Source organism: Pseudomonas floridensis (assembly GCF_002087235.1).
Lineage (GTDB): Bacteria > Pseudomonadota > Gammaproteobacteria > Pseudomonadales > Pseudomonadaceae > Aquipseudomonas > Aquipseudomonas floridensis.
Window position 1 is genome coordinate 1 of sequence record NZ_MUIO01000154.1, and the last position, 26361, is coordinate 26361.

At 60.8% G+C, this 26361-nt stretch carries 20 protein-coding genes and 1 pseudogene; 14 read left to right on the forward strand and 7 right to left on the reverse strand.

What is annotated here, in order from left to right; all coding sequences use genetic code 11:
- The 7 genes from BZK31_RS27185 to BZK31_RS27215 form a co-directional block, all read left to right on the forward strand.
- Nucleotides 1-4760, forward strand: a 4760-nt coding sequence (locus tag BZK31_RS27185; protein WP_244182747.1) for a beta strand repeat-containing protein, incomplete at its 5' end; no start/stop codon positions are given.
- Between the two features lie 92 nt (nt 4761-4852).
- Nucleotides 4853-6355 (forward strand): TolC family protein, encoded by a 1503-nt coding sequence (locus tag BZK31_RS27190; RefSeq protein ID WP_208617239.1) that lies wholly within the window; start codon nt 4853-4855, stop codon nt 6353-6355.
- Nucleotides 6356-6772: 417 nt separating this feature from the next.
- Nucleotides 6773-7156, forward strand: coding sequence for a glycine cleavage system protein GcvH (gene gcvH / locus BZK31_RS27195; protein ID WP_083186311.1), 384 nt, complete (start codon nt 6773-6775; stop codon nt 7154-7156).
- A 10-nt stretch (nt 7157-7166) separates the two neighbouring features.
- Nucleotides 7167-10031 (forward strand): aminomethyl-transferring glycine dehydrogenase, encoded by a 2865-nt coding sequence (gene gcvP / locus BZK31_RS27200; protein WP_083186312.1) that lies wholly within the window; start codon nt 7167-7169, stop codon nt 10029-10031.
- Between the two features lie 74 nt (nt 10032-10105).
- Nucleotides 10106-11230: a glycine cleavage system aminomethyltransferase GcvT gene (gene gcvT, locus BZK31_RS27205; RefSeq protein WP_083186326.1), complete on the forward strand. Its 1125-nt coding sequence runs from the start codon at nt 10106-10108 to the stop codon at nt 11228-11230.
- A gap of 395 nt (nt 11231-11625) precedes the next feature.
- Nucleotides 11626-11838 carry a cold-shock protein gene (locus tag BZK31_RS27210; RefSeq protein WP_003175786.1) on the forward strand — a complete coding sequence of 71 codons (213 nt, stop codon included), beginning with the start codon at nt 11626-11628 and terminating at the stop codon, nt 11836-11838.
- A gap of 92 nt (nt 11839-11930) precedes the next feature.
- Complete coding sequence (locus BZK31_RS27215) at nt 11931-12431, forward strand: RDD family protein (RefSeq protein WP_083186313.1); 501 nt, start codon at nt 11931-11933, stop codon at nt 12429-12431.
- A gap of 41 nt (nt 12432-12472) precedes the next feature.
- Here BZK31_RS27215 and lptG read toward each other — a convergent pair whose 3' ends face one another.
- Together lptG and lptF are read right to left on the reverse strand one after the other, a co-directional pair.
- Nucleotides 12473-13534 (reverse strand): LPS export ABC transporter permease LptG, encoded by a 1062-nt coding sequence (gene lptG, locus BZK31_RS27220; RefSeq protein ID WP_083186314.1) that lies wholly within the window; start codon nt 13532-13534, stop codon nt 12473-12475.
- Nucleotides 13527-14648: an LPS export ABC transporter permease LptF gene (gene lptF, locus BZK31_RS27225; RefSeq protein WP_083186315.1), complete on the reverse strand. Its 1122-nt coding sequence runs from the start codon at nt 14646-14648 to the stop codon at nt 13527-13529. The genes lptG and lptF overlap by 8 nt, the downstream gene beginning before the upstream one ends.
- A 318-nt stretch (nt 14649-14966) precedes the next feature.
- Between lptF and BZK31_RS27230 the strand changes: the two genes are divergently transcribed.
- From BZK31_RS27230 to rlmF, 5 genes are all read left to right on the forward strand, one after another.
- Nucleotides 14967-16457 (forward strand): leucyl aminopeptidase, encoded by a 1491-nt coding sequence (locus BZK31_RS27230; protein ID WP_083186316.1) that lies wholly within the window; start codon nt 14967-14969, stop codon nt 16455-16457.
- 57 nt (nt 16458-16514) lie between these two features.
- Entirely contained in the window at nt 16515-16943 is a 429-nt protein-coding gene (locus tag BZK31_RS27235; protein WP_083186317.1) for a DNA polymerase III subunit chi, read from the forward strand.
- A 7-nt stretch (nt 16944-16950) separates the two neighbouring features.
- Nucleotides 16951-17397 carry a DNA polymerase III subunit chi gene (locus tag BZK31_RS27240; protein ID WP_083186318.1) on the forward strand — a complete coding sequence of 149 codons (447 nt, stop codon included), beginning with the start codon at nt 16951-16953 and terminating at the stop codon, nt 17395-17397.
- Nucleotides 17398-17700: 303 nt separating this feature from the next.
- Nucleotides 17701-20547, forward strand: coding sequence for a valine--tRNA ligase (locus tag BZK31_RS27245; protein ID WP_083186319.1), 2847 nt, complete (start codon nt 17701-17703; stop codon nt 20545-20547).
- A 171-nt stretch (nt 20548-20718) separates the two neighbouring features.
- Nucleotides 20719-21723: a 23S rRNA (adenine(1618)-N(6))-methyltransferase RlmF gene (gene rlmF, locus BZK31_RS27250; protein ID WP_083186320.1), complete on the forward strand. Its 1005-nt coding sequence runs from the start codon at nt 20719-20721 to the stop codon at nt 21721-21723.
- Between the two features lie 491 nt (nt 21724-22214).
- On the opposite strand, the gene BZK31_RS27260 is transcribed toward rlmF, so the two are convergent.
- Nucleotides 22215-22496 carry an HU family DNA-binding protein gene (locus BZK31_RS27260; protein WP_083186322.1) on the reverse strand — a complete coding sequence of 94 codons (282 nt, stop codon included), beginning with the start codon at nt 22494-22496 and terminating at the stop codon, nt 22215-22217.
- A 392-nt stretch (nt 22497-22888) separates the two neighbouring features.
- Between BZK31_RS27260 and yejK the strand changes: the two genes are divergently transcribed.
- Together yejK and BZK31_RS27270 are read left to right on the forward strand one after the other, a co-directional pair.
- Nucleotides 22889-23890 carry a nucleoid-associated protein YejK gene (gene yejK, locus BZK31_RS27265; RefSeq protein ID WP_083186323.1) on the forward strand — a complete coding sequence of 334 codons (1002 nt, stop codon included), beginning with the start codon at nt 22889-22891 and terminating at the stop codon, nt 23888-23890.
- A gap of 6 nt (nt 23891-23896) precedes the next feature.
- Nucleotides 23897-24247: a glutaredoxin family protein gene (locus tag BZK31_RS27270; RefSeq protein ID WP_025994650.1), complete on the forward strand. Its 351-nt coding sequence runs from the start codon at nt 23897-23899 to the stop codon at nt 24245-24247.
- A gap of 65 nt (nt 24248-24312) precedes the next feature.
- Here BZK31_RS27270 and BZK31_RS27275 read toward each other — a convergent pair whose 3' ends face one another.
- The 4 genes and pseudogenes from BZK31_RS27275 to BZK31_RS29295 all read right to left on the reverse strand — a co-directional run.
- Nucleotides 24313-25245, reverse strand: a complete 933-nt coding sequence (locus BZK31_RS27275) for a glutathione S-transferase family protein (protein WP_083186324.1) — start codon at nt 25243-25245, stop codon at nt 24313-24315.
- Between the two features lie 63 nt (nt 25246-25308).
- Nucleotides 25309-25662 (reverse strand): GIY-YIG nuclease family protein, encoded by a 354-nt coding sequence (locus tag BZK31_RS27280; RefSeq protein WP_167378122.1) that lies wholly within the window; start codon nt 25660-25662, stop codon nt 25309-25311.
- The gene (locus BZK31_RS27285; RefSeq protein WP_083186325.1) at nt 25655-26146 is read right to left on the reverse strand and encodes a nuclear transport factor 2 family protein; all 492 of its coding nucleotides are present in this window, start codon (nt 26144-26146) and stop codon (nt 25655-25657) included. Before BZK31_RS27285 ends, BZK31_RS27280 begins: the two co-directional genes overlap by 8 nt.
- 84 nt (nt 26147-26230) lie before the next feature.
- Nucleotides 26231-26361 (reverse strand): annotated as a pseudogene (locus tag BZK31_RS29295) (cyanate transporter); the annotation flags it as partial.

The window sequence follows — 26361 nt, forward strand, 5'->3', positions numbered from 1 at the left end:
CCATCACCTTCAGCGAAGCGGTGAGCGGTTTCACCAACGCCGACCTGACCGTGGCCAATGGCACCTTGAGCGCGGTCAGTAGCAGCGATGGCGGCGTCACCTGGACAGCGACCCTGACGCCGACCGCCAACGTGACCGACACCACCAACCTGATCACGCTGGACAACACCGGCGTCGCCAATGCGTCCGGCAACATCGGCAGTGGCGTCACGTCCTCGAATAACTACGCCATCGATACCCTGCGTCCTACCGCTACCGTCGTGGTCGCTGACAATGCTCTGGCTATCGGTGAAACCTCGCTGGTGACCATCACCTTCAGCGAAGCGGTGACAGGCTTCACCAATGCCGACCTGTCCGTGTCCAACGGCACCCTCAGCGCGGTCAGCAGTAGCGACGGCGGCATCACCTGGACCGCGACCCTGACGCCAACAGCAGGAGTCACCAGCGCCAGCAACTCGGTGACGTTGAGCAATACCGGCGTGACCGACCTGGCGGGCAACGCAGGCAGTGGCTTGAGCGTTTCCAACAACTACGCCATCGACTCTGCGCGCCCTACGGCAACCGTTGCTCTGGCAGATACGGCGCTAAGCGTTGGCGAAACCTCACTGGTCACCATCACCTTCAGCGAAGCGGTCACCGGTTTCACCAACGCCGACCTGACCGTGCCCAACGGCACCCTCAGCGCGGTGAGCAGCAGTGACGGCGGTATTACCTGGACCGCGACCTACACGCCAAACGTCAATGTCGCCGACACCACGAACCTGATCAGCCTGAACAATGCAGGCGTCACCGACCTGGCGGGCAACACGGGCACCGGGACCACCAGCTCACCCAATTTCACCATCGACACCCTGCAGCCGACCGCCACCCTCGTGGTCGCCGACAACGCACTGTCGGCCGGTGAAACCTCGCTGGTGACCATCACCTTCAGCGAAGCGGTGAGCGGTTTCACCAACGCCGACCTGACCGTGGCCAATGGCACCTTGAGCGCGGTCAGTAGCAGCGATGGCGGCGTCACCTGGACAGCGACCCTGACGCCCACCGCCAACGTGACCGACACCACCAACCTGATCACCCTGGACAACACCGGCTTCGCCAATGCGTCCGGCAACATCGGCAGTGGCGTCACGTCCTCCAATAACTACGCCATCGATACGCAGCGTCCTGCGGCTACCCTCGTGGTCGCCGATAACGCGCTGGCTATCGGTGAAACCTCGCTGGTGACCATCACGTTCAATGAAGCCGTGAGCGGCTTCACCAATGCCGACCTGACCGTGGCCAACGGCACCCTCAGCGCGGTGAGCAGTAGCGACGGCGGCATCACCTGGACCGCAACCCTGACACCCGCCACAGGTATCACCAGCAACAGCAATTCGATCAGCCTGAACACTGCAGGCGTGTCTGACCTGGCCGGTAACACAGGCAGCGGTCTGACCGTTTCCAACAACTATGCCATCGATACCGCGCGCCCGACGGCCAGCATCGTCTTGGCAGACACCACACTCAGCGCAGGCGAAACCTCGCTGGTGACCATCACTTTCAGTGAAGCGGTGAGCGGTTTCAGCAACGCCGATCTTAGCGTGCCCAACGGTACGTTGAGCAACGTGACCAGCAGCGACGGCGGCGTGACCTGGACGGCGACCTTCACGCCGACCGCCAACGTGACCGATGCAACCAATGTGATCACGCTGAACAACACCGGCGTAACCGATCTGGCGGGCAATATCGGCACCGGAACCAGCAACTCGGCCAACTTCACCCTCGACACCCAACAGCCGACCGCCACCCTCGTGGTCGCCGACAACGCACTGTCGGCCGGTGAAACCTCGCTGGTGACCATCACCTTCAGCGAAGCGGTCAGCGGTTTCACCAACGCCGACCTGACCGTGGCCAATGGCACCTTGAGCGCGGTCAGTAGCAGCGATGGCGGCGTCACCTGGACAGCGACCTTCACACCCACCGCCAACGTGACCGACACCACCAACCTGATCACCCTGGACAACACCGGCTTCGCCAATGCCTCGGGCAACGTTGGCAGCGGCACCACCGACTCCAACAACTACGCCATCGACACCCTGCGCCCTACCGCTACCGTCGTGGTCGCTGACAATGCTCTGGCCATCGGCGAAACCTCGCTGGTGACCATCACGTTCAGCGAAGCGGTGACAGGCTTCACCAATGCCGATCTGAACGTCAGCAACGGCACCTTGAGCGCTGTCGGCAGCAGTGACGGCGGCATCACCTGGACCGCAATCCTGACACCCGCCGCTGGTATCACCAGCAACAGCAATTCGATCAGCCTGAACACTGCAGGCGTGTCTGACCTGGCCGGTAACGCGGGCAGCGGTCTGACCGTTTCCAGCAACTATGCCATCGATACTTTGCGCCCCACCGCTACCATCGTGCTGTCTGATAGCGCGTTGTCGGCCGGCGAAACGTCTCTGGTCACCATCACGTTCAGTGAGGCCGTCACCGGATTCACCAATGCCGACCTGACCGTACCGAACGGTACGTTGAGCAGCGTGACCAGCAGCGACGGCGGCGTGACCTGGACGGCGACGTTCACGCCGAACACCAACGTCAACGACGCCACCAACCTGATCACCCTGAACAATGCAGGCGTCACCGACCTGGCGGGCAACACGGGCACCGGGACCACCAGCTCACCCAATTTCACCCTCGACACCCTGCAGCCGACCGCCACCCTCGTGGTCGCCGACAACGCACTGTCGGCCGGTGAAACCTCGCTGGTGACCATCACGTTCAGCGAAGCGGTGAGCGGTTTCACCAACGCCGACCTGACCGTGGCCAATGGCACCTTGAGCACGGTCAGTAGCAGCGATGGCGGCGTCACCTGGACAGCGACCTTCACACCCACCGCCAACGTGACCGACACCACCAACCTGATCACCCTGGACAACACCGGCTTCGCCAATGCGTCCGGCAACATCGGCAGTGGCGTCACGTCCTCCAATAACTACGCCATCGATACGCAGCGTCCTACGGCTACCCTCGTGGTCGCCGATAACGCGCTGTCTATCGGTGAAACCTCGCTGGTGACCATCACGTTCAATGAAACCGTGAGCGGCTTCACCAATGCCGACCTGACCGTGGACAATGGCACCCTCAGCGCGGTGAGCAGTAGCGACGGCGGCATCACCTGGACCGCAACCCTGACACCAACAGCAGGTGTCACCAGCGCCAGCAACTCGGTGACGTTGAGCAATACCGGCGTGACCGACCTGGCGGGCAACGCAGGTAGCGGCCTGAGCGTTTCCAACAACTACGCCATCGACACCTTGCGCCCGACCTCAACCGTTGTTGTCGCAGACAACGCCTTGTCGATTGGCGAAACCTCGCTGGTCACCATCACGTTCAGTGAGGCGGTCAGCGATTTCACGCTGTCCGACATGTTGACCAACAACGCCACACTCAGCGGCCTCGGCACCATCGACGGCGGCATCACCTGGACCGCAACGCTGACACCAGCGGCCAATATTACCGACACCACGAATCTGATTCTGGTGAACAACACTCGCGTGGTCGATCTGGCCGGTAACGCGGGCAGCGGCCTGGGCAGCTCCAATAATTACGCGGTCGATACCGTTCGCCCTACAGCAACCATCACCGTAGCCAACCCGAGCCTGGCCATTGGTCAGACGTCTCTGGTGACCTTTGCCTTCAGCGAGCCGGTCAGCGGTTTCGACCTGTCTGACATCAGCGTCGGCAACGGCACGCTGTCCAGCCTGGCCAGTGCCGACAACGGTCTGACCTGGACGGCCACTCTGACGGCAACGGCCAATACCACGGCGCCGAACAACTTCATCGTGCTGGACAGTGGCAACGTCACCGATCTGGCAGGCAATGCGGGTACCACGGTGGCCTTGTCTGCCAACTACACCGTCGACACCCAGCGTCCAACGGCAACCATCACCCTTGCCAACCCGACTCTGGGCACAGGGCAGACGTCGCTGGTGACCTTTGCCTTCAGCGAGCCGGTGACCAACTTCACGCTGTCGGACATCAGCGTGGCCAATGGCACGCTGAGCAATCTGGGCAGCAGCGATGGCGGCACGACCTGGACTGCGACACTCACGCCGACCGCCAACACCAACGACCCGAGCAACTTCATCGTGCTGGACAGCGGCACGGTGACGGATCTGGCAGGCAATGCGGGTGCGGGCACAGCCATTTCGGCGAATTATGCGATCACCACGCTTTCGCAGACCGCAGACCCGCAGTTCAGAATCGACACGCCTGCACCATTGACCTTGCAGCCAAACGTGCCATTGCTGCCAGCCGTATTCGGTGCACCGACCGGCGCGCTGGCCGCACCACTGGGCTTTGCGCCGCTGTTCGAACAACGCACGACCGGCGGCGACCTGCCACCAGTGGGCAATATTTTCATCAATAACCGCGCCCTCGCCCCGAGCTTCATCGCTCAGGTCTTCACGCCCGACAGCGTTGGTGGCGCGGGTTCAGGTTTCCTCGGTTTCAGCAGCGCGGAGGGCAGCCTGTTTGGCAGCAGCACGCTTTCAATGCTGTTCACTCGCGAATCCGCGACTGACACCTCGACGACCAGTGCCTTCGACGGTGCTGGAAGCCGGAGCCTGAGCGATTCGTCGCAAAGCATCCGCGCAGGTTTCGGAGCGTTGACGTTGGGCCAGCAGTTGCAGCAGATCACCGATAGCGAACAGGAAAAACTGCGCGAGCTGGCCTGGGCTTTAGGGGAAGTCAGTGTCAGCGAAGTGCAGGCCTGATAACGGGCTGGGTTGTGTGTCGTTCATGGACGGCGCTTATAAAAAAGAATGCGGTAGTCAGGGGCGTCAGGAGCATGAAAAGAAGTCAGAAGTTGTTCAGCATCAGCCTGTTGGCGCTGGTCGTGAGTGGTTGCGCTGTCACCAGCAAACCCATCGACCGCAGCGCCAGCGAGCAACGCGCCAAAAGCGACCTGCAATTGATGTACAAGGATCAGGAGCCGCTGAACGGTGCGTTGACCCTGCACCAGGCCATGGCCAGGGCAGTGAAATACAACCTCGAAGCCCGTCTGAAGATCATGGAAGAAGCGTTGGCCCAGCGTCAGTTGGACCTTGCCAGTTTCGACATGCTGCCGCGCATGGCGCTGTCCGCCGGATACGCCGGACGCAGCAATGTCAGTGCTTCCAGTAGCGAAAGCGTACAGACCGGCACTCAATCCCTGGAACCGTCGACCTCCCAGGACCGCAGCCGCCGTGTCGCGGACCTGACCATGGTCTGGAACGTGCTGGACTTTGGCGTCAGCTACATCAGCGCCAAGCAGCAGGGTGATCAGCGTCTGATTGTGCAGGAACGCCGTCGCAAGGTCGTCAACACTATCGTTCAGGACGTTCGGTCGGCCTACTGGCGCGCCGTGGCTGCGCAGCGTCTGCTCAAGCAGATCGACAGCCTCATGGCGCGCGTTGAAACCGCGCAGACCAACAGTCAGAAAATGAGCGATCAGCGGGTTGGCGATCCGGTTCAGGCATTGGGCTATCAACGCTCGCTGATCCAGGCCACGCGCCAGCTGGAAGAGCAGCGCAAAGCATTGTCGCTGGCCAAGACCGAGCTGGCCACACTGATCAACCTGCCGCTGGGCACCGACCTGAAACTGGCGACGCCGGACGACTATTCGGTTCCGGAACTGAAAATCGACATGGCCAGACTGGAAAGCGAAGCCCTCGCCAGCCGCCCGGAACTACGAGAACAGGATTACCAGTCACGCATCAGTTCGGCCGAAACCCGCAAGGCCATGCTGCGCATGCTGCCGGGTCTGGAGTTTTCGGCTGGCGGTCATTACGACAGCAACTCGTTTCTGGTCAACGACAAGTGGGCCGACCTGGGTGTCAAGGTGACGTGGAACCTGTTCAACGTACTTTCCGCGCCAGCAGCCATTGATGCGGCCAAGGCCGGCGAGGAAGTGGCCACCGCACGCCGTCAGGCAATGTCCATTGCCGTGCTGGCCCAGTTGTACGTGGCGAACGCCAACTACAACGAGGCCTTGCGTCAGTTCAAGACCAGCCAGCAGTTGTCGGATATCGACGGTCAGATCGTCGGTCAGTTGCGTAACCGCTACCAGGCAGCCGGAATCGGCGAACTGGATCTGATCCAGGGCGAGCTCAACACCTTGCAGGCCGACCTGCGCCGCGATCTGGCCTACGCTGACTTGCGCAACGCCTACGGTCAGATCTTCGCCAGCGCCGGTCTGGACCCGCTGCCGAATGAACTGAGCTCGACCAAAGTGCAATCCATCGCGACAGCGCTCGGCGAGCGCGAGTCTCAATGGGAAGCAGGCAATATCCCGGTTGCCGCAACTGCGCCTGCCCAGCCAGGCAAGTAAGGACGCAACATCACCAGGCTTCGGTGGCAGATTCAGCGCATACGGCCCTGTCGGGCTCGTATCGCCGAATCGGTCATCGACCCGGCTCCCGCCTCGACCGATAGCCCCGTCATTCCTCCTCCAGCGTCCCGGTCGCCAATTGCCAATCGCAGGCAGCACCTTTTGTAACGGTTTCAATACACCGGAATGATTTCATTCCAAATGTGTGCAGCCGACTGTGAGCAAGGCGTTGATCAGAAACGGTTTTTCACCGGTCATCATGAGTGTAGCGATTTCGCTACAGCCGCCCTGTGGGTGTCCGCGTTTTAAAAACATAAGTCACTGATTTTTAAGAAAATATAAAAAATGGCCGCAAACTTGCTAGGTGAAGAAGATAACAGTCGCGCCTGGCGCGAGATTCATTCCCGAGGAGTTTTTATGAGCGAGTTGCGCTTCACTGTCGATCACGAATGGCTGCGTGCCGAAACCGACGGCAGTGTCACGGTCGGCATCACCCCCTATGCGCAGGAATCGCTGGGTGATGTGGTGTTTGTCCAGCTCCCGGAGTTGCAGGTCTACACTCAACACGCCGAAGTGTCGGTGGTGGAGTCGGTCAAGGCCGCCAGCAGCATCAACATGCCGCTGGACGGCGAAGTGGTCGATGTCAATTCGGCCCTCGACGCCACACCGGAACTGGTCAATCAGGACGCGCTGGGCGCAGGCTGGTTCTTTCGCTTCATCCCGCAAGATGCCAACGCCATCCACGGTTTGCTGGATCAGGACGCCTACGACCGCCTGATCAAAGCCAACGCCGAAGCCTGAGGAGCGAGCCATGAGTGATTCCGTTCAACTGTCCACCGCCAACGAATTCATCGCCCGTCACATCGGCCCGCGCGCCGCTGACGAGCAGGCCATGCTGCAGACCCTGGGTTTCGATTCCATCGAAGCGCTAAGCGAAAGCGTGATCCCGGAAAGCATCAAGGGCACCAGCGTCCTGAACCTGCCGGCCGGACAAAGCGAAGCCGATGCGCTGGCATCGATCAAGGCCATCGCCAGCAAGAATCAGCTGTTCAAGACTTACATCGGTCAGGGTTACTACAACACCCACACACCGGCACCGATTCTGCGCAACCTGCTGGAAAATCCCGCCTGGTACACCGCCTACACGCCGTATCAGCCGGAGATTTCCCAAGGCCGTCTGGAGTCGCTGCTCAACTTCCAGACCCTGATCAGCGACCTGACCGGCCTGCCGATCGCCAATGCCTCGCTGCTGGATGAAGCCACTGCCGCCGCCGAAGCCATGACCTTCTGCAAGCGTTTGAGCAAGAACAAAGGCAGCCAGCAATTCTTCGCCTCCAGCCACTGCCATCCGCAAACCCTGGATGTGCTGCGCACCCGCGCCGAACCACTGGGCATTAGCGTGGTAGTGGCTGATGAAGCGGAATTGGGCGATGTCAGCGATTACTTCGGTGCGCTGCTGCAATACCCGGCCAGCAATGGCGACGTGTTCGACTACCGTGATCTGGTCGAGCGTTTCCACGCCGCCAACGCTTTGGTTGCCGTGGCTGCCGATCTGCTGGCCCTGACCTTGCTGACGCCACCGGGCGAATTTGGCGCCGACGTGGCCATCGGCACTGCCCAGCGTTTCGGCGTGCCGCTCGGCTTCGGTGGTCCGCATGCGGCTTACTTCTCGACGCGCGATGCCTTCAAGCGCGACATGCCGGGCCGTCTGGTGGGCGTGTCGGTAGACCGGCATGGCAAACAGGCTTTACGCCTGGCGATGCAGACCCGCGAACAGCATATCCGCCGCGAGAAAGCCACCAGTAACATCTGCACCGCACAGGTGCTGCTGGCCAACATTGCCAGCATGTATGCCGTGTACCACGGGCCAAAGGGCCTGACGCAGATCGCCAGTCGCGTCCATCACCTGACCGCAATGTTCGCCGAAGGCCTGGGTCAACTGGGTTACACCGTCCAACAGCAGTACTTCTTCGACAGCCTGACCCTGCACACCGGTAGCAAGACCGCCGCGCTGCATGCCGCAGCCCGTGCACAACACATCAACCTGCGTGAAATCGACGACGAACACCTGGGCCTGTCGTTCGACGAAACCACGTCGCAAGCCGCCATCGAAACCCTGTGGACCCTCTTCGCCGCTGAAAACCAGAGCCTGCCGGACTTCGCGGCACTGGCCGCCAGTGTCCAGTCGCGCCTGCCGTCGGCGCTGACACGTCAATCGGCGATCCTCAGCCATCCCGTGTTCAACCGCTATCACTCCGAAACCGAGCTGATGCGCTACCTGCGCAAGCTGGCGGACAAGGATCTGGCATTGGACCGCACCATGATCCCGCTGGGCTCTTGCACCATGAAACTCAACGCCGCCAGCGAAATGATCCCGGTGACCTGGGCCGAGTTCGGCAACCTGCACCCGTTCGCCCCCGCCGAACAGAGTGCCGGTTATCAGCAACTGACCGACGAACTGGAAGCGATGCTCTGCGCCGCCACCGGCTATGACGCCATCTCGCTACAGCCCAACGCCGGCTCGCAAGGCGAGTATGCAGGTCTGCTGGCCATCCGCGCCTACCACCAGAGCCGCGGCGATGAGCATCGCGACATTTGCCTGATCCCTTCTTCGGCACACGGCACCAACCCGGCCACCGCCAACATGGCCGGGATGCGCGTCGTGGTCACGGCCTGTGATGCACGCGGCAACGTGGACATCGAAGACCTGCGCGCCAAAGCCCTCCAGCACCGCGACCAGTTGGCCGCACTGATGATTACCTACCCTTCCACCCACGGCGTGTTCGAGGAAGGCATCCGCGAAATCTGCAGCATCGTTCACGACAACGGCGGTCAGGTGTACATCGACGGTGCCAACATGAACGCAATGGTCGGCCTCTGCGCACCGGGCAAGTTCGGTGGCGACGTGTCTCACCTGAACCTGCACAAGACCTTCTGCATTCCGCACGGCGGCGGCGGCCCGGGCGTCGGCCCGATCGGCGTCAAATCCCACCTCGCGCCGTTCATGCCGGGCCATGCCCGCATGGAACGCAAGGAAGGCGCGGTCTGCGCGGCACCGTTCGGCAGTGCCAGCATCCTGCCAATCACCTGGATGTACATCCGTATGATGGGCGGCGAAGGCCTCAAGCGCGCCTCGCAACTGGCGATTCTCAACGCCAACTACATTTCCCGCCGTCTGGAAGACCACTACCCGGTGCTCTACACCGGCAGCAACGGCCTGGTAGCACACGAGTGCATCCTGGACCTGCGTCCGCTGAAAGAGAGCAGCGGCATCAGCGTCGATGATGTGGCCAAGCGCCTGATCGACTTCGGCTTCCACGCGCCGACCATGTCGTTCCCGGTAGCCGGAACCCTGATGATCGAGCCGACCGAAAGCGAGTCGCGTGAAGAGCTTGACCGCTTCTGCGACGCCATGATCAAGATCCGCGAAGAGATTCGTGCGGTTGAAAACGGCACGCTGGACAAGGACGACAACCCACTGAAGAACGCGCCGCATACCGCAGCCGAAATCGTCGGCCAATGGACGCATCCGTACAGCCGTGAACAGGCGGTGTACCCGGTCGCCTCGCTGATCGAGAACAAGTACTGGCCACCGGTCGGCCGCGTCGACAACGTGTTCGGCGACCGCAATCTGGTCTGCGCCTGCCCGTCCATCGAGAGTTATCAGGAAGCCTGATCACTCATGCCGACACGCTGCCTGCGCTGAAGGGCAGCGTTATGACGCACGGCCTGACCTACAAGGAATTGAACATGTCTACAGAATCCCTGCTGACCACTCCGCTGCACGCACTGCACCGTGAACTGGGCGCGAAGATGGTGCCCTTCGCCGGTTACGACATGCCGGTGCAATACCCGGCCGGTGTCATGAAAGAACACCTGCACACCCGTGCTCATGCCGGTCTGTTTGACGTCTCGCACATGGGCCAGATCCGCCTGACCGGCACCGATGCCGCCCAGGCGCTGGAAACCCTGGTCCCGGTGGACATCATCGACCTGCCGGTCGGCATGCAACGCTACGCCATGTTCACCAATGAAACCGGCGGCATTCTCGATGACCTGATGGTGGCCAACCTGGGCAACGACCAGTTGATGCTGGTGGTCAACGCCGCCTGCAAGGGTCAGGACCTGGCACACCTGTGCAAGCACCTGGCCGGGCACTGCAAGATCGAACCGCTGTTCGAAGAACGCGCCCTGCTCGCCCTGCAAGGTCCCGCCGCCGTCACGGTGCTTGCACGTCTGGCCCCTGACGTGGCGAGCATGACCTTCATGCAGTTCACCAGCATCACGCTGATGGGCGTGGAATGTTATGTCAGCCGTTCCGGTTATACCGGCGAGGATGGCTACGAAATCTCGGTGCCATCCGACAAGGCCGAAGCGCTTGCCCGCCGCCTGCTGGACGAGCCGGAAGTCGCCCCCATCGGCCTGGGTGCACGTGATTCGCTGCGGCTGGAGGCCGGCCTGTGCCTGTACGGGCACGACATGAACACCGATACCTCGCCCATCGAAGCCAGCCTGTTATGGGCCATCTCCAAAATACGCCGCGCAGATGGCGCGCGTGCCGGCGGTTTTCCGGGTGCCGAACAGATCTTCGCTCAGCAGCAGAACGGCGTGGACAAAAAGCGTGTGGGCCTGCTCCCACAAGAGCGTACGCCGGTGCGTGAAGGCACGCAGATCGTCGATGCACAGGATCAGGTGATCGGCAGTGTATGCAGCGGCGGTTTCGGCCCGAGCCTGGGCGGCCCATTGGCGATGGCATATCTGGACAACCGCTGCACCGCTCTGGACACGCAAGTCTGGGCGATGGTGCGCGGCAAGAAAGTCCCGATGCGCGTGACAAAAATGCCTTTCGTTGCGCAACGTTACTTCCGCGGCTAACGCATGGCGTCAAAAAAACAGCTGCCGGACTGCATACGTCCGGCACTGTTCGCGGCACTCTTTCGCAGACCCCGGATACCTGCCTTAGTGTGCGCGCCAGTGCACCGTCGAAGTGCAGAAAAGTCCTGAAAAACAGACACTGCCCTGATTCGGGGAGTTACCCGTATAGGCGTCTCAACCCCTGAAAACAGGGTGCGTGGCGGGGGCTTGTTTTTGTAACGAGAGTTGGCGTAGAGTTTCTGAACTGTGTTTGCATAGGTCGCTGAATCGGGACCTGGGCAGTAGCTCTAGGTTTGCTACATCCCGCTCTACGTTTCTTACTTCCTGCAACCAGCCCCAGTACTCTTTCATGTGAAAGAGGCTGTCATCAATTCAAGCGTCAAGGAAATAAGAAAATGTCTCAACGTCAGAGCGGTACCGTCAAGTGGTTCAACGACGAAAAGGGTTTTGGTTTTATCACTCCAGAAAGCGGTCCGGATCTGTTCGTACATTTCCGCGCGATTCAGGGTAACGGCTTCAAGAGCCTGAAAGAAGGCCAGAAGGTCACCTTCGTCGCAGTACAAGGCCAGAAAGGCATGCAGGCTGACGAAGTTCAAGCCGAAGCCTGATCCAGCCCCGAAAGCCTCTGGTAGCGATGCCAGAGGCTTTTTTGCAGGTACACGCCCCATCCGTGGTTTGCAGCGTGACCGAGAGCCTCTCGATGCCACGACACGTGCTACGACCTCAAGGCGACTTTCGGCCTGCAAGCCTGCCTCGCCGTCTGGCTGCCATCAGCTACGACACCCTGCTCTGCCTGGCCATTCAACTGGTCACCGCCTTCCTCTACAAGCTGGTCCAGATGGCCTTCATCGGCGAAGCGCGCCTGCGCGAACTGTCCGAATCCGGCGCACTGGATGGCGACCCGTTGCTCTCCTCACTCCTGCTGTTGGCGACATTCGCCTTTTTCGCCAGGTTCTGGACCCACGCAGGGCAAACACTGGGCATGCAGGTCTGGGGCATACGCGTGCAAAACGCAGACGGCACAGCGATCACGTTGGCACAGGCGCTGCTGCGCTTTTTCAGCGCCATCCTGTCCTGGCTGTGCGTGGGTCTGGGCTTCATCTGGAGCCTGTTTGATCCGCAACGCCGCACCTGGCACGACCGCCTTTCCGGCACCCGCCTCGTACACATTCCCGGAAAGCAGCAAAACCGTCACCCATGAAAAAGCCGACATGACGTCGGCTTTTTCAACAGCGTGGTTCGTTATCCGGCGCGGCGCAGCAGCCACACACCGGCAATCGCACAGGCTGTTGCTGGCACCAGCACCGCCAGTAAGGGCGGGAAGCCGAACACCAGACTCGACGGACCCAGCAGGTCCTGCACGATGCGGAACGTAAAGCCCACCAGCACGCCAGTGAACACCCGCTGACCCAGCGTGACCGACCGCAGCGGACCGAAGATGAACGAGATAGCCATCAACACCAGCGCAACCGTCACGAACGGTTGCAGCACCTTGGTCCAGAACGCCAGCCAGTAACGGCCGTTGCTCAGGCCCTGATCCGCCAGATAATGGGAATAACTCCACAGTCCGGTGATCGACAGGGATTCGGGCGGCATGACCACCGTGCTCAGCAACTGCGGGCTCAGGGACACGTCCCAGCGCTCGTTCGGCGTATTGACGACCTCAGTCTTGCCTTCACGGAAATAGGTCGTGGAGACGTCGGTCAGCTCCCAATAATCGGTCTTGAAATTGGCCTGGCGAGCGAAGCTCGAGGTCAGCATGTGGCGCTGATCATCGAACCGATAACGCGTCACGCCATACATCAGGCCGTTGGGCTGGACCGTGTTGATATGGATGAACTCGTCGCCCTGGCGATGCCACAGACCGTGCTTGGCGCTTTGCGCATCGCCCGTACCCTGCGCCAGCGAGCGGTTGGCCTGCGCCTGGTTCTCGGCGTAAGGCGCAACGTACTCGCCCACCAGCACACCGGCCACCATCAGGAACAGCATGGGCTTCATGACCGCCCACACGATACGGCCGATGGAAACACCCGCCGCGCGCATGATGGTCAGCTCGCTGCTGCTGGCCAGACTGCCCAGGCCAATCAAACAGCCGATCAGCGCGGCCATCGGCAGCATGTCGTAGACACGTCGCGGCGCGGTCAGCAGGACGAAGCTGCTGGCATCCCACAATGTATAGCTGTCCGAGATATCACCCATCTCGTCGATGAAGGCGAACAGCGACGCGAGCCCGAGGATGATCCCCAGCACTGCGAGGATCGCCATGAACACGCTTTTACCGATATACCGATCGAGCTTAACCACGAGCCACCTCCGCAACGCCACGGCGACTCGCCATTTTCAGCCTCAGCGGCTCCCAGTAGAACAGCCCCAGCCCGATCAGCAGGAACAGCACGTGCACCCACCACATGCCCAGCACCAGCGGCAACTTGCCCTTTTCCAGCGCGCCGCGAACCGCAATCAGGATGGTCAGGTAGGACATGTACAGCAGAATGGCGGGCAACAGCTTCAGGTAGCGGCCCTGACGCGGATTGACCCGGGCCAGCGGTACAGCCATCAACGTCACGATGAACACCAGAATCGGCAGCGAGATACGCCACTGCAGTTCGGCGACATAACGCGGCGTGCCATTACCGAACAACTCAACGCTCGGAATCGCCTCGCGATCACTGATCTCCTCACTGATTTCCGGCTTGGGCAGCATCGCACCGTAGGTGTCGTACTTGATGACGCGATAATCGGCCTGCCCCGGATTGCCATCATAGCGATAGCCGTTCTCCAGAATCAGGAAACGACTGCCGTCGGGGCGGACTTCCTGGTGCCCCTTCTCACCCACAAGCACCGTGATGCCACGGTCCTTGCTCTTGTCCGTGGACAGACGCTTTTCGGAAATGAACACGCCGCCCAGTTGCGAGCGATCTTCGGACATTTCCTGGGTGTAGGTAATCCGCGTACCGTCACGCAGCGCCTGGAAACGGCCCGGCACCAAGGTGTCGAACTCGGTCATGGCGTCCTGCTTGTTGATCAGCAGGGAAAACTGCGTCGCACCTTGCGGCGCCAGGCTGAAACTCAGCCAGGCCACCAGCAGCGCCACCAGCGCGGCCGGTGCCATGGTGATGGCGAGCAGACGCTGCTGACTCATGCCCGTGGCGGCCAGTACCGTCATTTCGCTTTCGAGGTACAGACGGCCGTAGGCCAGCAGGATACCCAGGAACAGGCCCAGCGGCAGAATCAGCTGCAGAAACCCCGGCAGACGAAAGCCCATGATCATGAACAGCACACCCGGATCCAGAGCGCCGGAGGCGGCCTGGGCCAGGTATTTAATGAAGCGTCCACTCATGATGATGACCAGCAGCACGGCGCTGACCGCGCTCAAGGTAACCAGCACTTCTCGGGACAGATAACGAAAGACAATCAAACCAGACACTCCAGAGTTGTCAGGCTCAGGCAGCCAAACAAGGAAAATTGTGAGCCACGGCAACCGGATATTCACGCCCGCAGAAACGCAGGCCACCCAAAAATATGCGGCATTATCCTGTGATTGAGTGTTTCTGTCACTGCGCGCTCCGGATAGTTCATCCAGAGAGGCTCGACAAGCGAACCTGCGGGGTTGTCAGCAGTGATGCAGCGGGGTCAAACTGCGAAGCTTATCGCAGGCATTGTCCTTGAAAAGACCGCAGTCATGCCGCGTTCAACATTCGTATTGCGAATCTCATCGTTCAATCGGGGACCCCACATGGAATTGGTTGTTAAAAGCGTAAGCCCAGAAACCTTGAAAACCGCAACGCTGGTTGTCACCGTTGGCGAGAACCGTGTACTGGGCAGCGCTGCACAAAGCGTCGACACCCTCAGCGGTGGCGCCATCGCGGCCGTGCTCAAGCGCGGCGACCTGGCGGGCAAGGTCGGCCAGAGCCTGCTGCTGCACAACCTGCCGAACCTCAAAGCCGAGCGTGTGCTGCTGGTCGGCGTTGGTAAGGAAGCCGAATTGTCGGACCGCCAACTGAAGAAAATCGTTGGCAGCGTACTGACCTCGCTCAAGAGCCTGGGCGGCACCGATGCGACCCTCGTTCTGGACGACTTGTCCGTGAAGAATCGCGACACCTACGGCAAGGCGCGCCTGCTGGTCGAGGCGCTGGCTGACGGCGAATACGTGTTCGACCGCTTCAAGACCCAGAAAGCCGAAGCCCGTGCCCTGAAGAAAATTACACTGCTGACCGCCAAGGTCAGCGTCGCCGATGTCGAGCGCGCCGCCAGCCACGCCCAGGCGATCGCTACCGGCATGGCCCTGACCCGCGATCTGGGCAACCTGCCGCCGAACATTTGCCACCCGACTTATCTGGGCGAGGAAGCCAAGGCACTGGGCAAGGCCCACAAGAACCTCAAAGTCGAAGTCCACGACGAGAAGAAACTCGCCGAACTGGGCATGGGCTCCTTCCTGGCCGTAGCCCAGGGCAGTGCTCAACCGCCACGCTTGATCGTGATGAACTACCAGGGCGCGAAGAAAGGCGACAAGCCGTTCGTGCTGGTTGGCAAGGGCATCACGTTCGACACCGGAGGCATCAGCATCAAGCCGGCGGCCGGCATGGATGAGATGAAGTTCGACATGTGCGGCGCTGCCAGCGTATTCGGCACCCTGCGCGCAGTACTGGAACTGAAGCTGCCGATCAACCTGGTGTGCATCCTGGCTTGCGCCGAGAACATGCCGAGCGGCACGGCCACCCGTCCGGGCGACATCGTCACGACCATGAGCGGCCAGACTGTTGAAATCCTCAATACCGACGCCGAAGGCCGTCTGGTGTTGTGCGATGCGCTGACCTACGCCGAACGCTTCAAGCCACAGGCCGTGATCGACATCGCGACCCTGACCGGCGCCTGCGTGGTTGCGCTGGGCGGCCATACCACCGGCCTGTTGGGTAACAATGATGCGCTGATCAATCAACTGCTCGACGCGGGCAAACTGGCTGACGACCGTGCCTGGCAGTTGCCGCTGTTCGACGAGTACCAGGAACAACTGGACAGCCCGTTCGCCGACATCGCCAACATTGGCGGCCCGAAAGGCGGCACCATCACCGCAGCCTGCTTCCTGTCGCGCTTCACCAAGGCCTATGACTGGGCTCACCTGGACATCGCAGGGACGGCATGGCTGAGCGGCGGCAAGGAAAAAGGCGCAACCGGTCGTCCGGTTCCGCTCTTGACCCAATACCTGCTCGACCGCGTCGGGGCGTAAGAAACGTCAGGTGGTGTATCGATCGCTGGTCGATACACCCCGGTTTCCGGAACGAACATGACCCAAGTCGACTTCTATATTCTTCCCACCCAGGATCCGGCAGCTCGTCTGGATTTCGCCTGCAAGCTCACTGAAAAGGCCTGGCGTCTGGGGCACAAGGTCTACTTGCATTGCAGCGATGCCGCTCAGCGCGAGGAACTCGATGCGCGACTCTGGCGTTTCCGGGGCGAAGTCTTTCTGCCCCACGGCGATGCCGAGAGCGATCACGAAGCCCCCGTCGTGCTGGGGATTGGCGATGACTCAGGCAAACATGATGACCTGCTGGTCAACCTGGACCTGCGCATTCCGGCCTTCTTCAATCGTTTCGCCCGCGTGGCGGAAGTGGTTGTCGAAGACCCGGCCATACGTCTTGCCGCACGCGAGAGTTTCCGTTCCTACCGCGAACAGGGCTATCCTCCGCAGGATCACCGATTGCAGCGTCTTTGAGGGCACGATGGACACTTCAAAAAAAGCTGAATCCGCGCACTTGCTGGACGATCTTGAATCGATCCGCCAATTGCTCGGCGACGACTCCCTTCAGCCACCGCTGCTGACCGACACCGTTCACCGCGACGGGCAGATTCCGCTCCTGTTCGACGTGGTCGGTAACAAGCACTCGAATGCCCATGACGATGATGTCGACGATGCGCATATTCCGACCTTGACGCCCGATGCGCCGGTCGTGGCAGATCAACCTGCCGCGTCGCTGCCGCAAGCACCCGCGCCGGTCGAGGCGTTGCCCAACCCAGACGCCCTGCTGCATCTGGACGCTGAACTTCGCGCAGCCGCGCAGCTGATTCTCCAGGACGTGATCGACGACTTCGCCCCGCATATCGAAACCGAGATCAAACGACGGCTGGAGGCCAGACTGGAAAGGTTGTTGGCGCAACAGCAGAAGTAGATGCGCGGGAGTTTCAGGCCTCTACCAGCTTGTCCGGTTCCCGGGAACACCTTGCGGAGCGTCGTCGATGACGATGCTCTCCAGCTTCAAACTAATGATCACTGCCGCCGTGTGAATTGATCCGGACGTTCCTGTTCGTCTCTTATCCCGTAAAACCCGATTATTCGCCCTCGCCGATTCGCGGCTGACGGGCCAATCTGCGGGGGACGCGCGCAGCTTGTCGGTCACCGCTTATGGCTTGTCGCAGGTCCACAGGGCTATACTTGCCGGTTTCCGAATCAATGCCACAGGTTCCCGCCGCGCATGGACAAGACTTACCAGCCGCACGCCATCGAAACTTCCTGGTACCAGACCTGGGAGTCCGAGAACTATTTCGCTCCTCAAGGTGCGGGTGACTCGTACACCATCATGATTCCGCCGCCGAACGTCACTGGCAGCCTGCACATGGGCCACGGCTTCAACAACGCGATCATGGACGCTCTGATCCGTTTCCGTCGTATGCAGGGCCGCAACACGCTGTGGCAGCCGGGTACCGACCACGCCGGTATCGCCACGCAGATGCTGGTGGAGCGTCGTCTGGAAGCTCAAGGCCTGAACCGTCATGAGCTGGGTCGCGAGAAGTTTCTGGACAAGGTCTGGGAATGGAAAGCCGAATCCGGTGGCAATATCAGCCGCCAGATCCGTCGTCTGGGTTCGTCCGTGGACTGGAGCCGCGAGCGCTTCACCATGGACGACGGCCTGTCCGATGCGGTCAAAGAAGCCTTCGTGCGCCTGCATGAAGACGGCCTGATCTATCGCGGCAAGCGGCTGGTCAACTGGGACACCAAGCTGCACACGGCGATCTCCGACCTGGAAGTGGAAAACCATGACGAGAAAGGCCATCTGTGGAACCTGCGTTACCCGCTGGCCGACGGTGCCAGAACCGCTGAGGGTCTGGATTACCTGATCGTTGCCACGACGCGTCCGGAAACCATGCTCGGTGACGCCGCCGTGGCGGTGAACCCGCAGGACGAGCGTTACCAGGCGCTGATCGGCAAATTCGTGGAGTTGCCGCTGGTCGGTCGTCGCATTCCGATCATTGCCGACGACTACTGCGATCCGGAATTCGGCACCGGCTGCGTGAAGATCACCCCGGCCCACGACTTCAACGACTACGAAGTCGGCAAGCGCCACAACCTGCCGCTGCTGAACATCTTCGACAAGAACGCCGCCGTGCTGCCTGCCGCACAAGTGTTCAACCTCGACGGCACGCTGAACGACACCGTCGACGGCAGCCTGCCAGCCGAGTACGCCGGTTTGGACCGCTTCGAAGCACGCAAGCGCATCGTCGCCGCTTTCGACGCCGCAGGCCTGCTGGTCAGCGTTGACGATCACGCCCTGAAAGTCCCGAAAGGCGACCGTTCAGGCACGGTCATCGAGCCGTGGCTGACCGATCAGTGGTACGTATCGACCAAGCCGCTGGCCGAACCCGCCATCGCGGCGGTCGAAGATGGCCGCATCGCCTTCGTGCCCAAGCAGTACGAAAACATGTATTTCTCCTGGATGCGTGACATTCAGGACTGGTGCATCAGCCGTCAGCTCTGGTGGGGCCATCGCATTCCGGCCTGGTACGACGAGTCCGGCAAAGTTTACGTCGGCCGCGACGAAGCCGAAGTGCGCGCCAAGCACAATCTGGGGCCGGACGTTGCCCTGCAGCAGGACAATGACGTACTCGACACCTGGTTCAGCTCGGGCCTGTGGACCTTCTCCACCCTTGGCTGGCCGGAAAAGACCGAAGCGTTGAAAACCTTCCACTCCACCGACGTGCTGGTGACCGGTTTCGACATCATTTTCTTCTGGGTCGCCCGGATGATCATGCTCACCATGCACCTGGTGAAGAACGAAGACGGCACGCCGCAAGTGCCGTTCAAGACGGTCTATGTGCATGGCCTGGTGCGCGATGGCCAGGGTCAGAAGATGTCCAAGTCCAAGGGCAACGTTCTCGACCCACTGGACATCGTTGACGGCATCGACCTGGAAACCCTGGTGCAGAAACGCACCAACGGCCTCATGCAGCCGCAACTGGCCAAAAAGATCGAGAAGCAGACACGTCAGGAGTTCGCCGAAGGCATCGCCAGCTATGGCACCGATGCCTTGCGCTTCACCTTCTGCTCGCTGGCCTCGACCGGTCGTGACATCAAGTTCGACATGGGTCGCGTCGAAGGCTATCGCAACTTCTGCAACAAGATCTGGAACGCGGCGCGTTACGTGCTGGACAAGGGCGAAGATTGCGGCCAGAACGGCGAGGCTGTCGAACTGTCTCTGGCCGATCGCTGGATCATCTCGCAACTGCAACGCACCGAAGCCGAAGTGACCCGTCAACTGGACCAGTTCCGCTTTGACCTCGCTGCGCAGGCCTTGTACGAGTTTATCTGGAACCAGTACTGCGACTGGTATCTGGAGCTGTCCAAACCTGTGCTGTGGGACGAAACCGCACCGGTCGAACGCCAGCGCGGTACCCGCCGCACGCTGGTGCGCGTGCTGGAAGTGGCGCTGCGTCTGGCGCATCCGTTCATGCCGTTCATCACCGAAGAAATCTGGCAGCGTCTGGCACCGCTCGCGGGCGTCGAAGGCAAGACCATCATGCTGCAAGCGTGGCCGGTGGCCAACGAAGCACGCATCGACCAGGCTGCCGAAGACGACATCGAATGGCTCAAGGGTCTGATGCTGGCCGTGCGCAACATTCGCGGGGAAATGAACATCGGTCCGGGCAAGCCGTTGCAGCTATTCCTCAAGAACGTCACCGCCGAAGACCAGCGTCGCTTGAGCGAAAACGATTACCTGCTCAAGAAACTGGCCAAGCTGGAATCCATGACCGTACTGACCGATGGTGCCGAGGCGCCATTGTCGGCAACGGCACTGGTCGGCGACATGGAAGTGCTGGTGCCGATGGCAGGGCTGATCGACAAGGGTGCCGAGCTTGCACGTCTGGACAAGGAAATCCAGCGTCTGCAAGGCGAAGTGCAACGCGTGGGCGGCAAGCTGTCCAATGCGGCGTTCGTCGACAAGGCACCGCCTGAAGTCATCGCCAAAGAGCGCGCCAAGCTGACCGAAGCCGAACAGGCTCTGGGCAAGCTGGCCGAGCAACACGCGCGTATCGCCAGTCTGTAAGGCGCAAGGCAGCCAGCCCGTTCGCGGGCTGGCTTTTTATTGCGCCTCCATAAATCATTGGCACCTACAAACGCTGACCTATTCGCGAACATGCTGCCACCGCGTCGAGGTGGACCTGAGCCTGCTCGCGAATAGGCCGGATAACGCTTCATAACGGCTGAAACCGAAAACATGACCAATAGCACCCCGAAACCGCCGCGCAAAAAGCCTCAGCGCAATGTCAAGCCTGCACCGCCGCGAGAAAAGGCCACGCTGCACCCGCGCAACCGCCATCAGGGTCATTACGACTTCCCCAAACTGATCAAGTCCAGCCCCGAGCTGGCGAAGTTCGTGATCCTCAACCCTTATGGCAAGGAGAGCATCGACTTTGCCAACCCGCAGGCCGTGCGGGTGTTCAACCGTGCGCTGCTCAAGGCGTTCTACGGCATCGCGCACTGGGATATTCCGGCCGACTACCTGTGCCCGCCCATTCCCGGCCGTGCGGACTACCTGCATTTTCTGGCCGACCTGCTCGCCGAAGACCACGAGGGCGTCATCCCGCGCGGCGCTTCGGTGAAGGCACTGGACATTGGCACCGGCGCGAACTGCATCTACCCGTTGCTGGGGCACAGTGACTACGGCTGGCATTTCGTAGGCTCCGACATCGACAGCACGGCGATTGCCGCAGCGACCACCGTCGTCAAGGCCAATGCCCTGCACAAGGCCATCAGCGTGCGCCTGCAGGCCAATCGCAAGCACATCCTGCTCGGACTGCTCGACGACACCGAACGCTTCGACGTGAGCCTCTGCAACCCGCCCTTCCACGCCTCGCTGGAAGAAGCGCAACGCGGCAGCCAGCGTAAGTGGCGCGCACTGGGCAAAGCCGACCCGAAACGCAAACTGCCGGTGCTCAACTTCGGTGGGCAGTCCCAAGAGCTGTGGTGCGAAGGTGGCGAGATCGGTTTCGTGACGCAACTGATCCAGGAGAGCGCGCATCTGCCCGGTCAGGTGCTGTGGTTCAGCACGCTGGTGTCCAAAGCCTCCAACCTGCCGCCGATCCAGACCGCGCTGAAGAAAGCCGGCGCGCTGGATGTCAAAGTGGTCGAGATGGGGCAAGGGCAAAAGCAGAGCCGTTTCGTGGCCTGGACCTTTCTGGACAAGGCGCAGCACGCGGCCTGGCGCAAGCCGACCGCCTGATGGCCGAATATGCGCCTCGTTTCGGACAAGCCAGCTGACTCCCTCTAAAAGCAGCGACACGTACAAACTTAAGCTCTGCGTCACAACTGGCACAGACTGCGGACTCAGTAAGTCGAACGCACGGCTCAAGCCACCTTTTCGCCCCTCGGCGACTTACTTTGAGGGAGCAAAGTAAGCAAACTCCTTGGCTCCGGTTCCGGCCCCGGCTTCGCCGGGGTTCCTTCGCCCTGACACTGCTCCGGGGGTCGCCGCAAATGGGACATCCATGGCCCAGTGCGGCTCAGCCGGCATCCATGCCGGCTGCCCCCCGGATCAGCATCAGGACTCAGCCTCCACCCGCGTCGCGATCGGCGGTGTCTGTACTGACCGGGCAAAAAAGCTTGTCAGCGCTAACAAAAACGAGTTCAAAGCCAAATATGCGCTCATTTTGCAGACACAAAAAAGCCGCGCCCGGTGATCCGGTGCGCGGCTTTTCAACAGCAAGCGGGCGCTTACTTGTTGATCGAGTCGTTCAGCACTTTGGCCGGTACGAACTTGATGACTTTCTTGGCAGCGATTTCGATGGCTGCGCCAGTCGAAGGGTTACGGCCAGTGCGAGCTGGACGCTCGGTCACTTTCAGTTTGCCAATGCCTGGCAGAGTGATTTCGGCGCCGTTTTCCAATTGGTCGGCAACAATTTGGCCCAATTGCTCAAGAGCATTACGCGCGGTGGTTTTTGGCGCGTCGATAGCTTCAGCGATATCGGCGATCAATTGGTCTTTAGTAAGAGCCATGGTGGTGTTCCTTCCCTATCAAATTCATTTGGATTGCAGAGCGCAACGTCGGCCAGGAGCCAGGCAATGAACCTGGCCACCCGCTAGCAGCCACGATTAATCGCGAAATGTAGATTCTGGAACCGGGTAATGGTTCGGCCTACGTACACAAACTGCATGCTTGACGCGCTAAGGTGCGCAAGACCGCGCAAAACTAGCACAGAGCCGGGTAAATATCCGCCTCTACCTATCCTTTTGGTCAGGTTTTAACAGCAATTGTGCAGTATTTGACCAGTCACCGGGCTGCAATGGCGAAAACCAGCCCCGTCAAGGCCATTGAAGGCAAGCCTGCGTTACACTGAGCGCCTTGCAACGAGCTGCACGCTCTTCACCTTTTTTCAGCCGAGAAGCCCATGCCGATCCGTCATTGCATCGTCCACCTGATCGACAAGAAACCCGACGGTACGCCCGCTGTACTCCACGCACGCGACTCCGAACTCGCCGAGTCCCAGGCCATCGAGAACATGCTGGCCGACCTCAACGAGAACTACAACGCCAAACAGGGCAAGGCCTGGGGCTTGTTCCACGCCGAATCAGGCGCCCATCCGTTCAGCGGCTGGCTGAAGGAATATCTGGATGGCGGCACCGACTTCACCGCATTCTCCCGCGTTGCGGTCGAGCATCTGCAGAAGTTGATGGAAGAGTCCAACCTCTCGGTCGGCGGTCACGTGCTGTTCGCGCATTACCAGCAAGGCATGACCGATTACATGGCCATCGCGCTTCTGCATCACAGCGAAGGCGTGGCGGTGAACGATGAACTGGACGTGACACCTTCGCGGCATCTGGACCTGGGCCAGTTGCATCTGGCCGCACGGATCAACATTTCCGAATGGCAGAACAACAAGCAGTCCAAGCAGTACATCTCGTTCATCAAGGGCAAGAACGGCAAGAAAGTCTCGGAGTATTTCCGCGACTTCATCGGTTGCCAGGAAGGGGTCGACGGTCCGGGGGAGACCCGCACGCTGCTTAAGGCGTTCAGCGATTTCGTCGAGAGTGAAGATCTGCCCGAAGAGTCGGCACGCGAGAAGACCAAAACGCTGGTCGATTACGCCAGCAGCCAGAGCAAAATGGGCGAACCGATGGGCCTTGAGGAGCTCTCCGAGCTGATTGATGAAGAACGTCCGCGAGCGTTCTACGATCATATCCGCAACAAGGACTACGGCCTGTCACCGGAAATCCCGGCGGATAAGCGCACCCTCAACCAGTTCCGCCGTTTCACCGGCCGCGCCGAGGGGCTGTCGATCAGCTTTGAAGCGCACCTGCTGGGCGACAAGATCGAATACGACGAAACGGCGGGCACGCTGATCATCAAAGGCCTGCCAACCCAACTGACCGATCAGTTGAAGCGGCGGTAACCGGACATGCTGATGCGCACGCTCAAAAAGGTCGCCCTGATCATGCTGGTGGTGGTGATCTATCAGAACTGGGGCCGGATCGAGAACTTCGTCAATCCTCCGCCCGCCAGCGTTGCGCAGAGCTACAGCCAGGCGAAGGTGGTGATGTACGCGACAGAATGGTGCGGCTACTGCAAGCAGACCCGCCGCTTCCTCGACAGCAAAGGCATTCCCTATCAGGAATACGACATCGAAAAATCCGAGGAAGGCCGCAAGGCTTATGAGGCACTGGGTGGACGCGGTATCCCGCTGATCGATGTCAACGGCACGCTCATCCGGGGCTTTGCGCCGGATGACATCCTGGCGGCGCTCAAGTAGCAGCATCAGCCGGACACGGTTGCATCCTTACAGCACGCCCTACACCCTTCGGGCTGAAGCAGATTTCAGCGCTTCTCGATCCTGAACCCCAGCCGCGGGAAGTGCACATGCACGACGCCCGCCCGATCATCCTCACGGCGCAGAATCAGTTCTTCGCTACCGGCAAAGACCAGTTCGCCTTCGACAGTGTCTACACCGTAATCCGTAGCCGATACCGTGACCTGATCGCCCGCCTTGAAGCCATTGAGATCGACGAAAGCCTCGTCGGGCAGCGGCGCGGGCGTAGCGTTGTTGGCGATCTCGACAGCCTCTGCCGAACTCAGATCACTGTGCGCGCCGTGACCGAAGCCCAGCACACGCCCCAGCCAGGCGCTGACGCCGGGATGCTCATCGACGAACGGCGCAGTGACCGGCGTCTGCTTGAGGAACCACAAGGTGTGGGCCACGCTGAAGTCAGCGATGGACGCCTCGCCGAACAGGAAGTCGCCATTGCGCGACAGTTGTGACTCCAGACGCGCCATGAACGCTGGCCACTGATGTTTGGCCTGATCAGCCGACAGGCGCGAGGCGCTGCCACCCTGAAACAGCGCGGAGCGATCCGCCACGAAGGCCTTGGCCGCTTCGGGTGGCACCTTGGCAAAACGCACGGCCAGCGATTCTGGCTGAAACACCAGGCCGACAGCGTGCATGAACAGCACCGAATCGGCCCAGGCGGCAAAGCTCGCCACCGTGAACTCGTGCCCTTCCGGATAGAACGTCGGCGATGCCTTTTGCTGCTCCAGACGGCGCGCCATCAGCGCCGTATCGCAATAAATATCGGCGCCGACCTGCAATACCGGCGTCTTGCGATAGCCGCCGGTCAATGCGGTGAGGTCCGGTTTCGGCATGATTGATGGAATGGTCACCGAACGCCAGGAGAGGCCCTTGAAGCCCAGCATGAGGCGGGCCTTTTCAGCGAACAGCGAGGTGGAGTAATGGTGCAGAATCAACTCGGACATGTTCAGCCTCGGGCGCGTGGAAAACGGACAGCTTAACCCGCGCGCCCCCGCCAGCCTATGGGCTCAGCCGGATGACACAACATCACGCTCATGGATCGACACGCGCACCGGAATACCCCGGTAACTGGCAGCCAGCGCTTCCTTGGCGGACTTGCGCAGCTTCTTGATCAGTCGTTCGTGACGCAATGCCTCGCCCTTGCCGACGTGCTGCTCGACATACACCAGCGCCACTGCCGGGCTTGAGCAGAAAAATCGCGCGCCTTTGCCGCTCTGGTGAGCGGCAAAGCGTCGATCCGGATCATCGCTGATGCCGCAGTACAACGCACCATTGGCAGCGCGCACCAGGTAGACGAACCAGGGCTTGGCTGCCACGGGCTCGTCAGACGTCGGCACGACTGCTGCGCAGACTTCAGGCACGGCGGCTCTCGGTAAAGGTCTTCAACCCCTTTTGCGCCTGTCCACGGATCGCGTTCTGAACCATCGGCGTCCAGCCCAGCAGCAGGCCCTTGGCACCCAACGCCTGACGCGACCAGCGCCACAGGTCGAAATGGTCGTGGTGCTCACAGATCAGACCGTCGCGAAACACGAAGCGGGCCTGAATATCGTTGACCACGGTGCGTCCGGTCTGACTGAACAGATAAGTTGCCACCCAGTGGGCAGTGCCAGAGCGGTCATCGGCACGCACTTGATCGAAGACCACCGAGAAGTCCTTGGCACGCGAGGTCAGCATGCGCCACATGTCACCGGCCTGGCTGCCGCGAAGCTCGCCAAACACCGGATCGCTGAACAGCACATCGTCGGTGTAACAGGCGCTCATCGCCTCGGCATCCAGTTGGGCGAACGCTTCATAGAAACGCGTGATGAGTGCGCTGTTGGCCTGGCTTTGTTCTTCGTAACTCATGCGTGCAGATCCCTTGGCAGAATATGCGTGCACGATAAGCGGCAAATGCACCGGGAGCCACCAACATTTACGGCCATCATACGTTTACTGGACTTTCTCACTGCTCACCTGCACATAGCGCGAGCGACCGGCCCCCATGCCGGCGATCATTGCGCCCAGCCCCAGCACCGCGAAGATCCAGCCGATGGCATTCCAGTTGCCGGTCACGTCGTGCA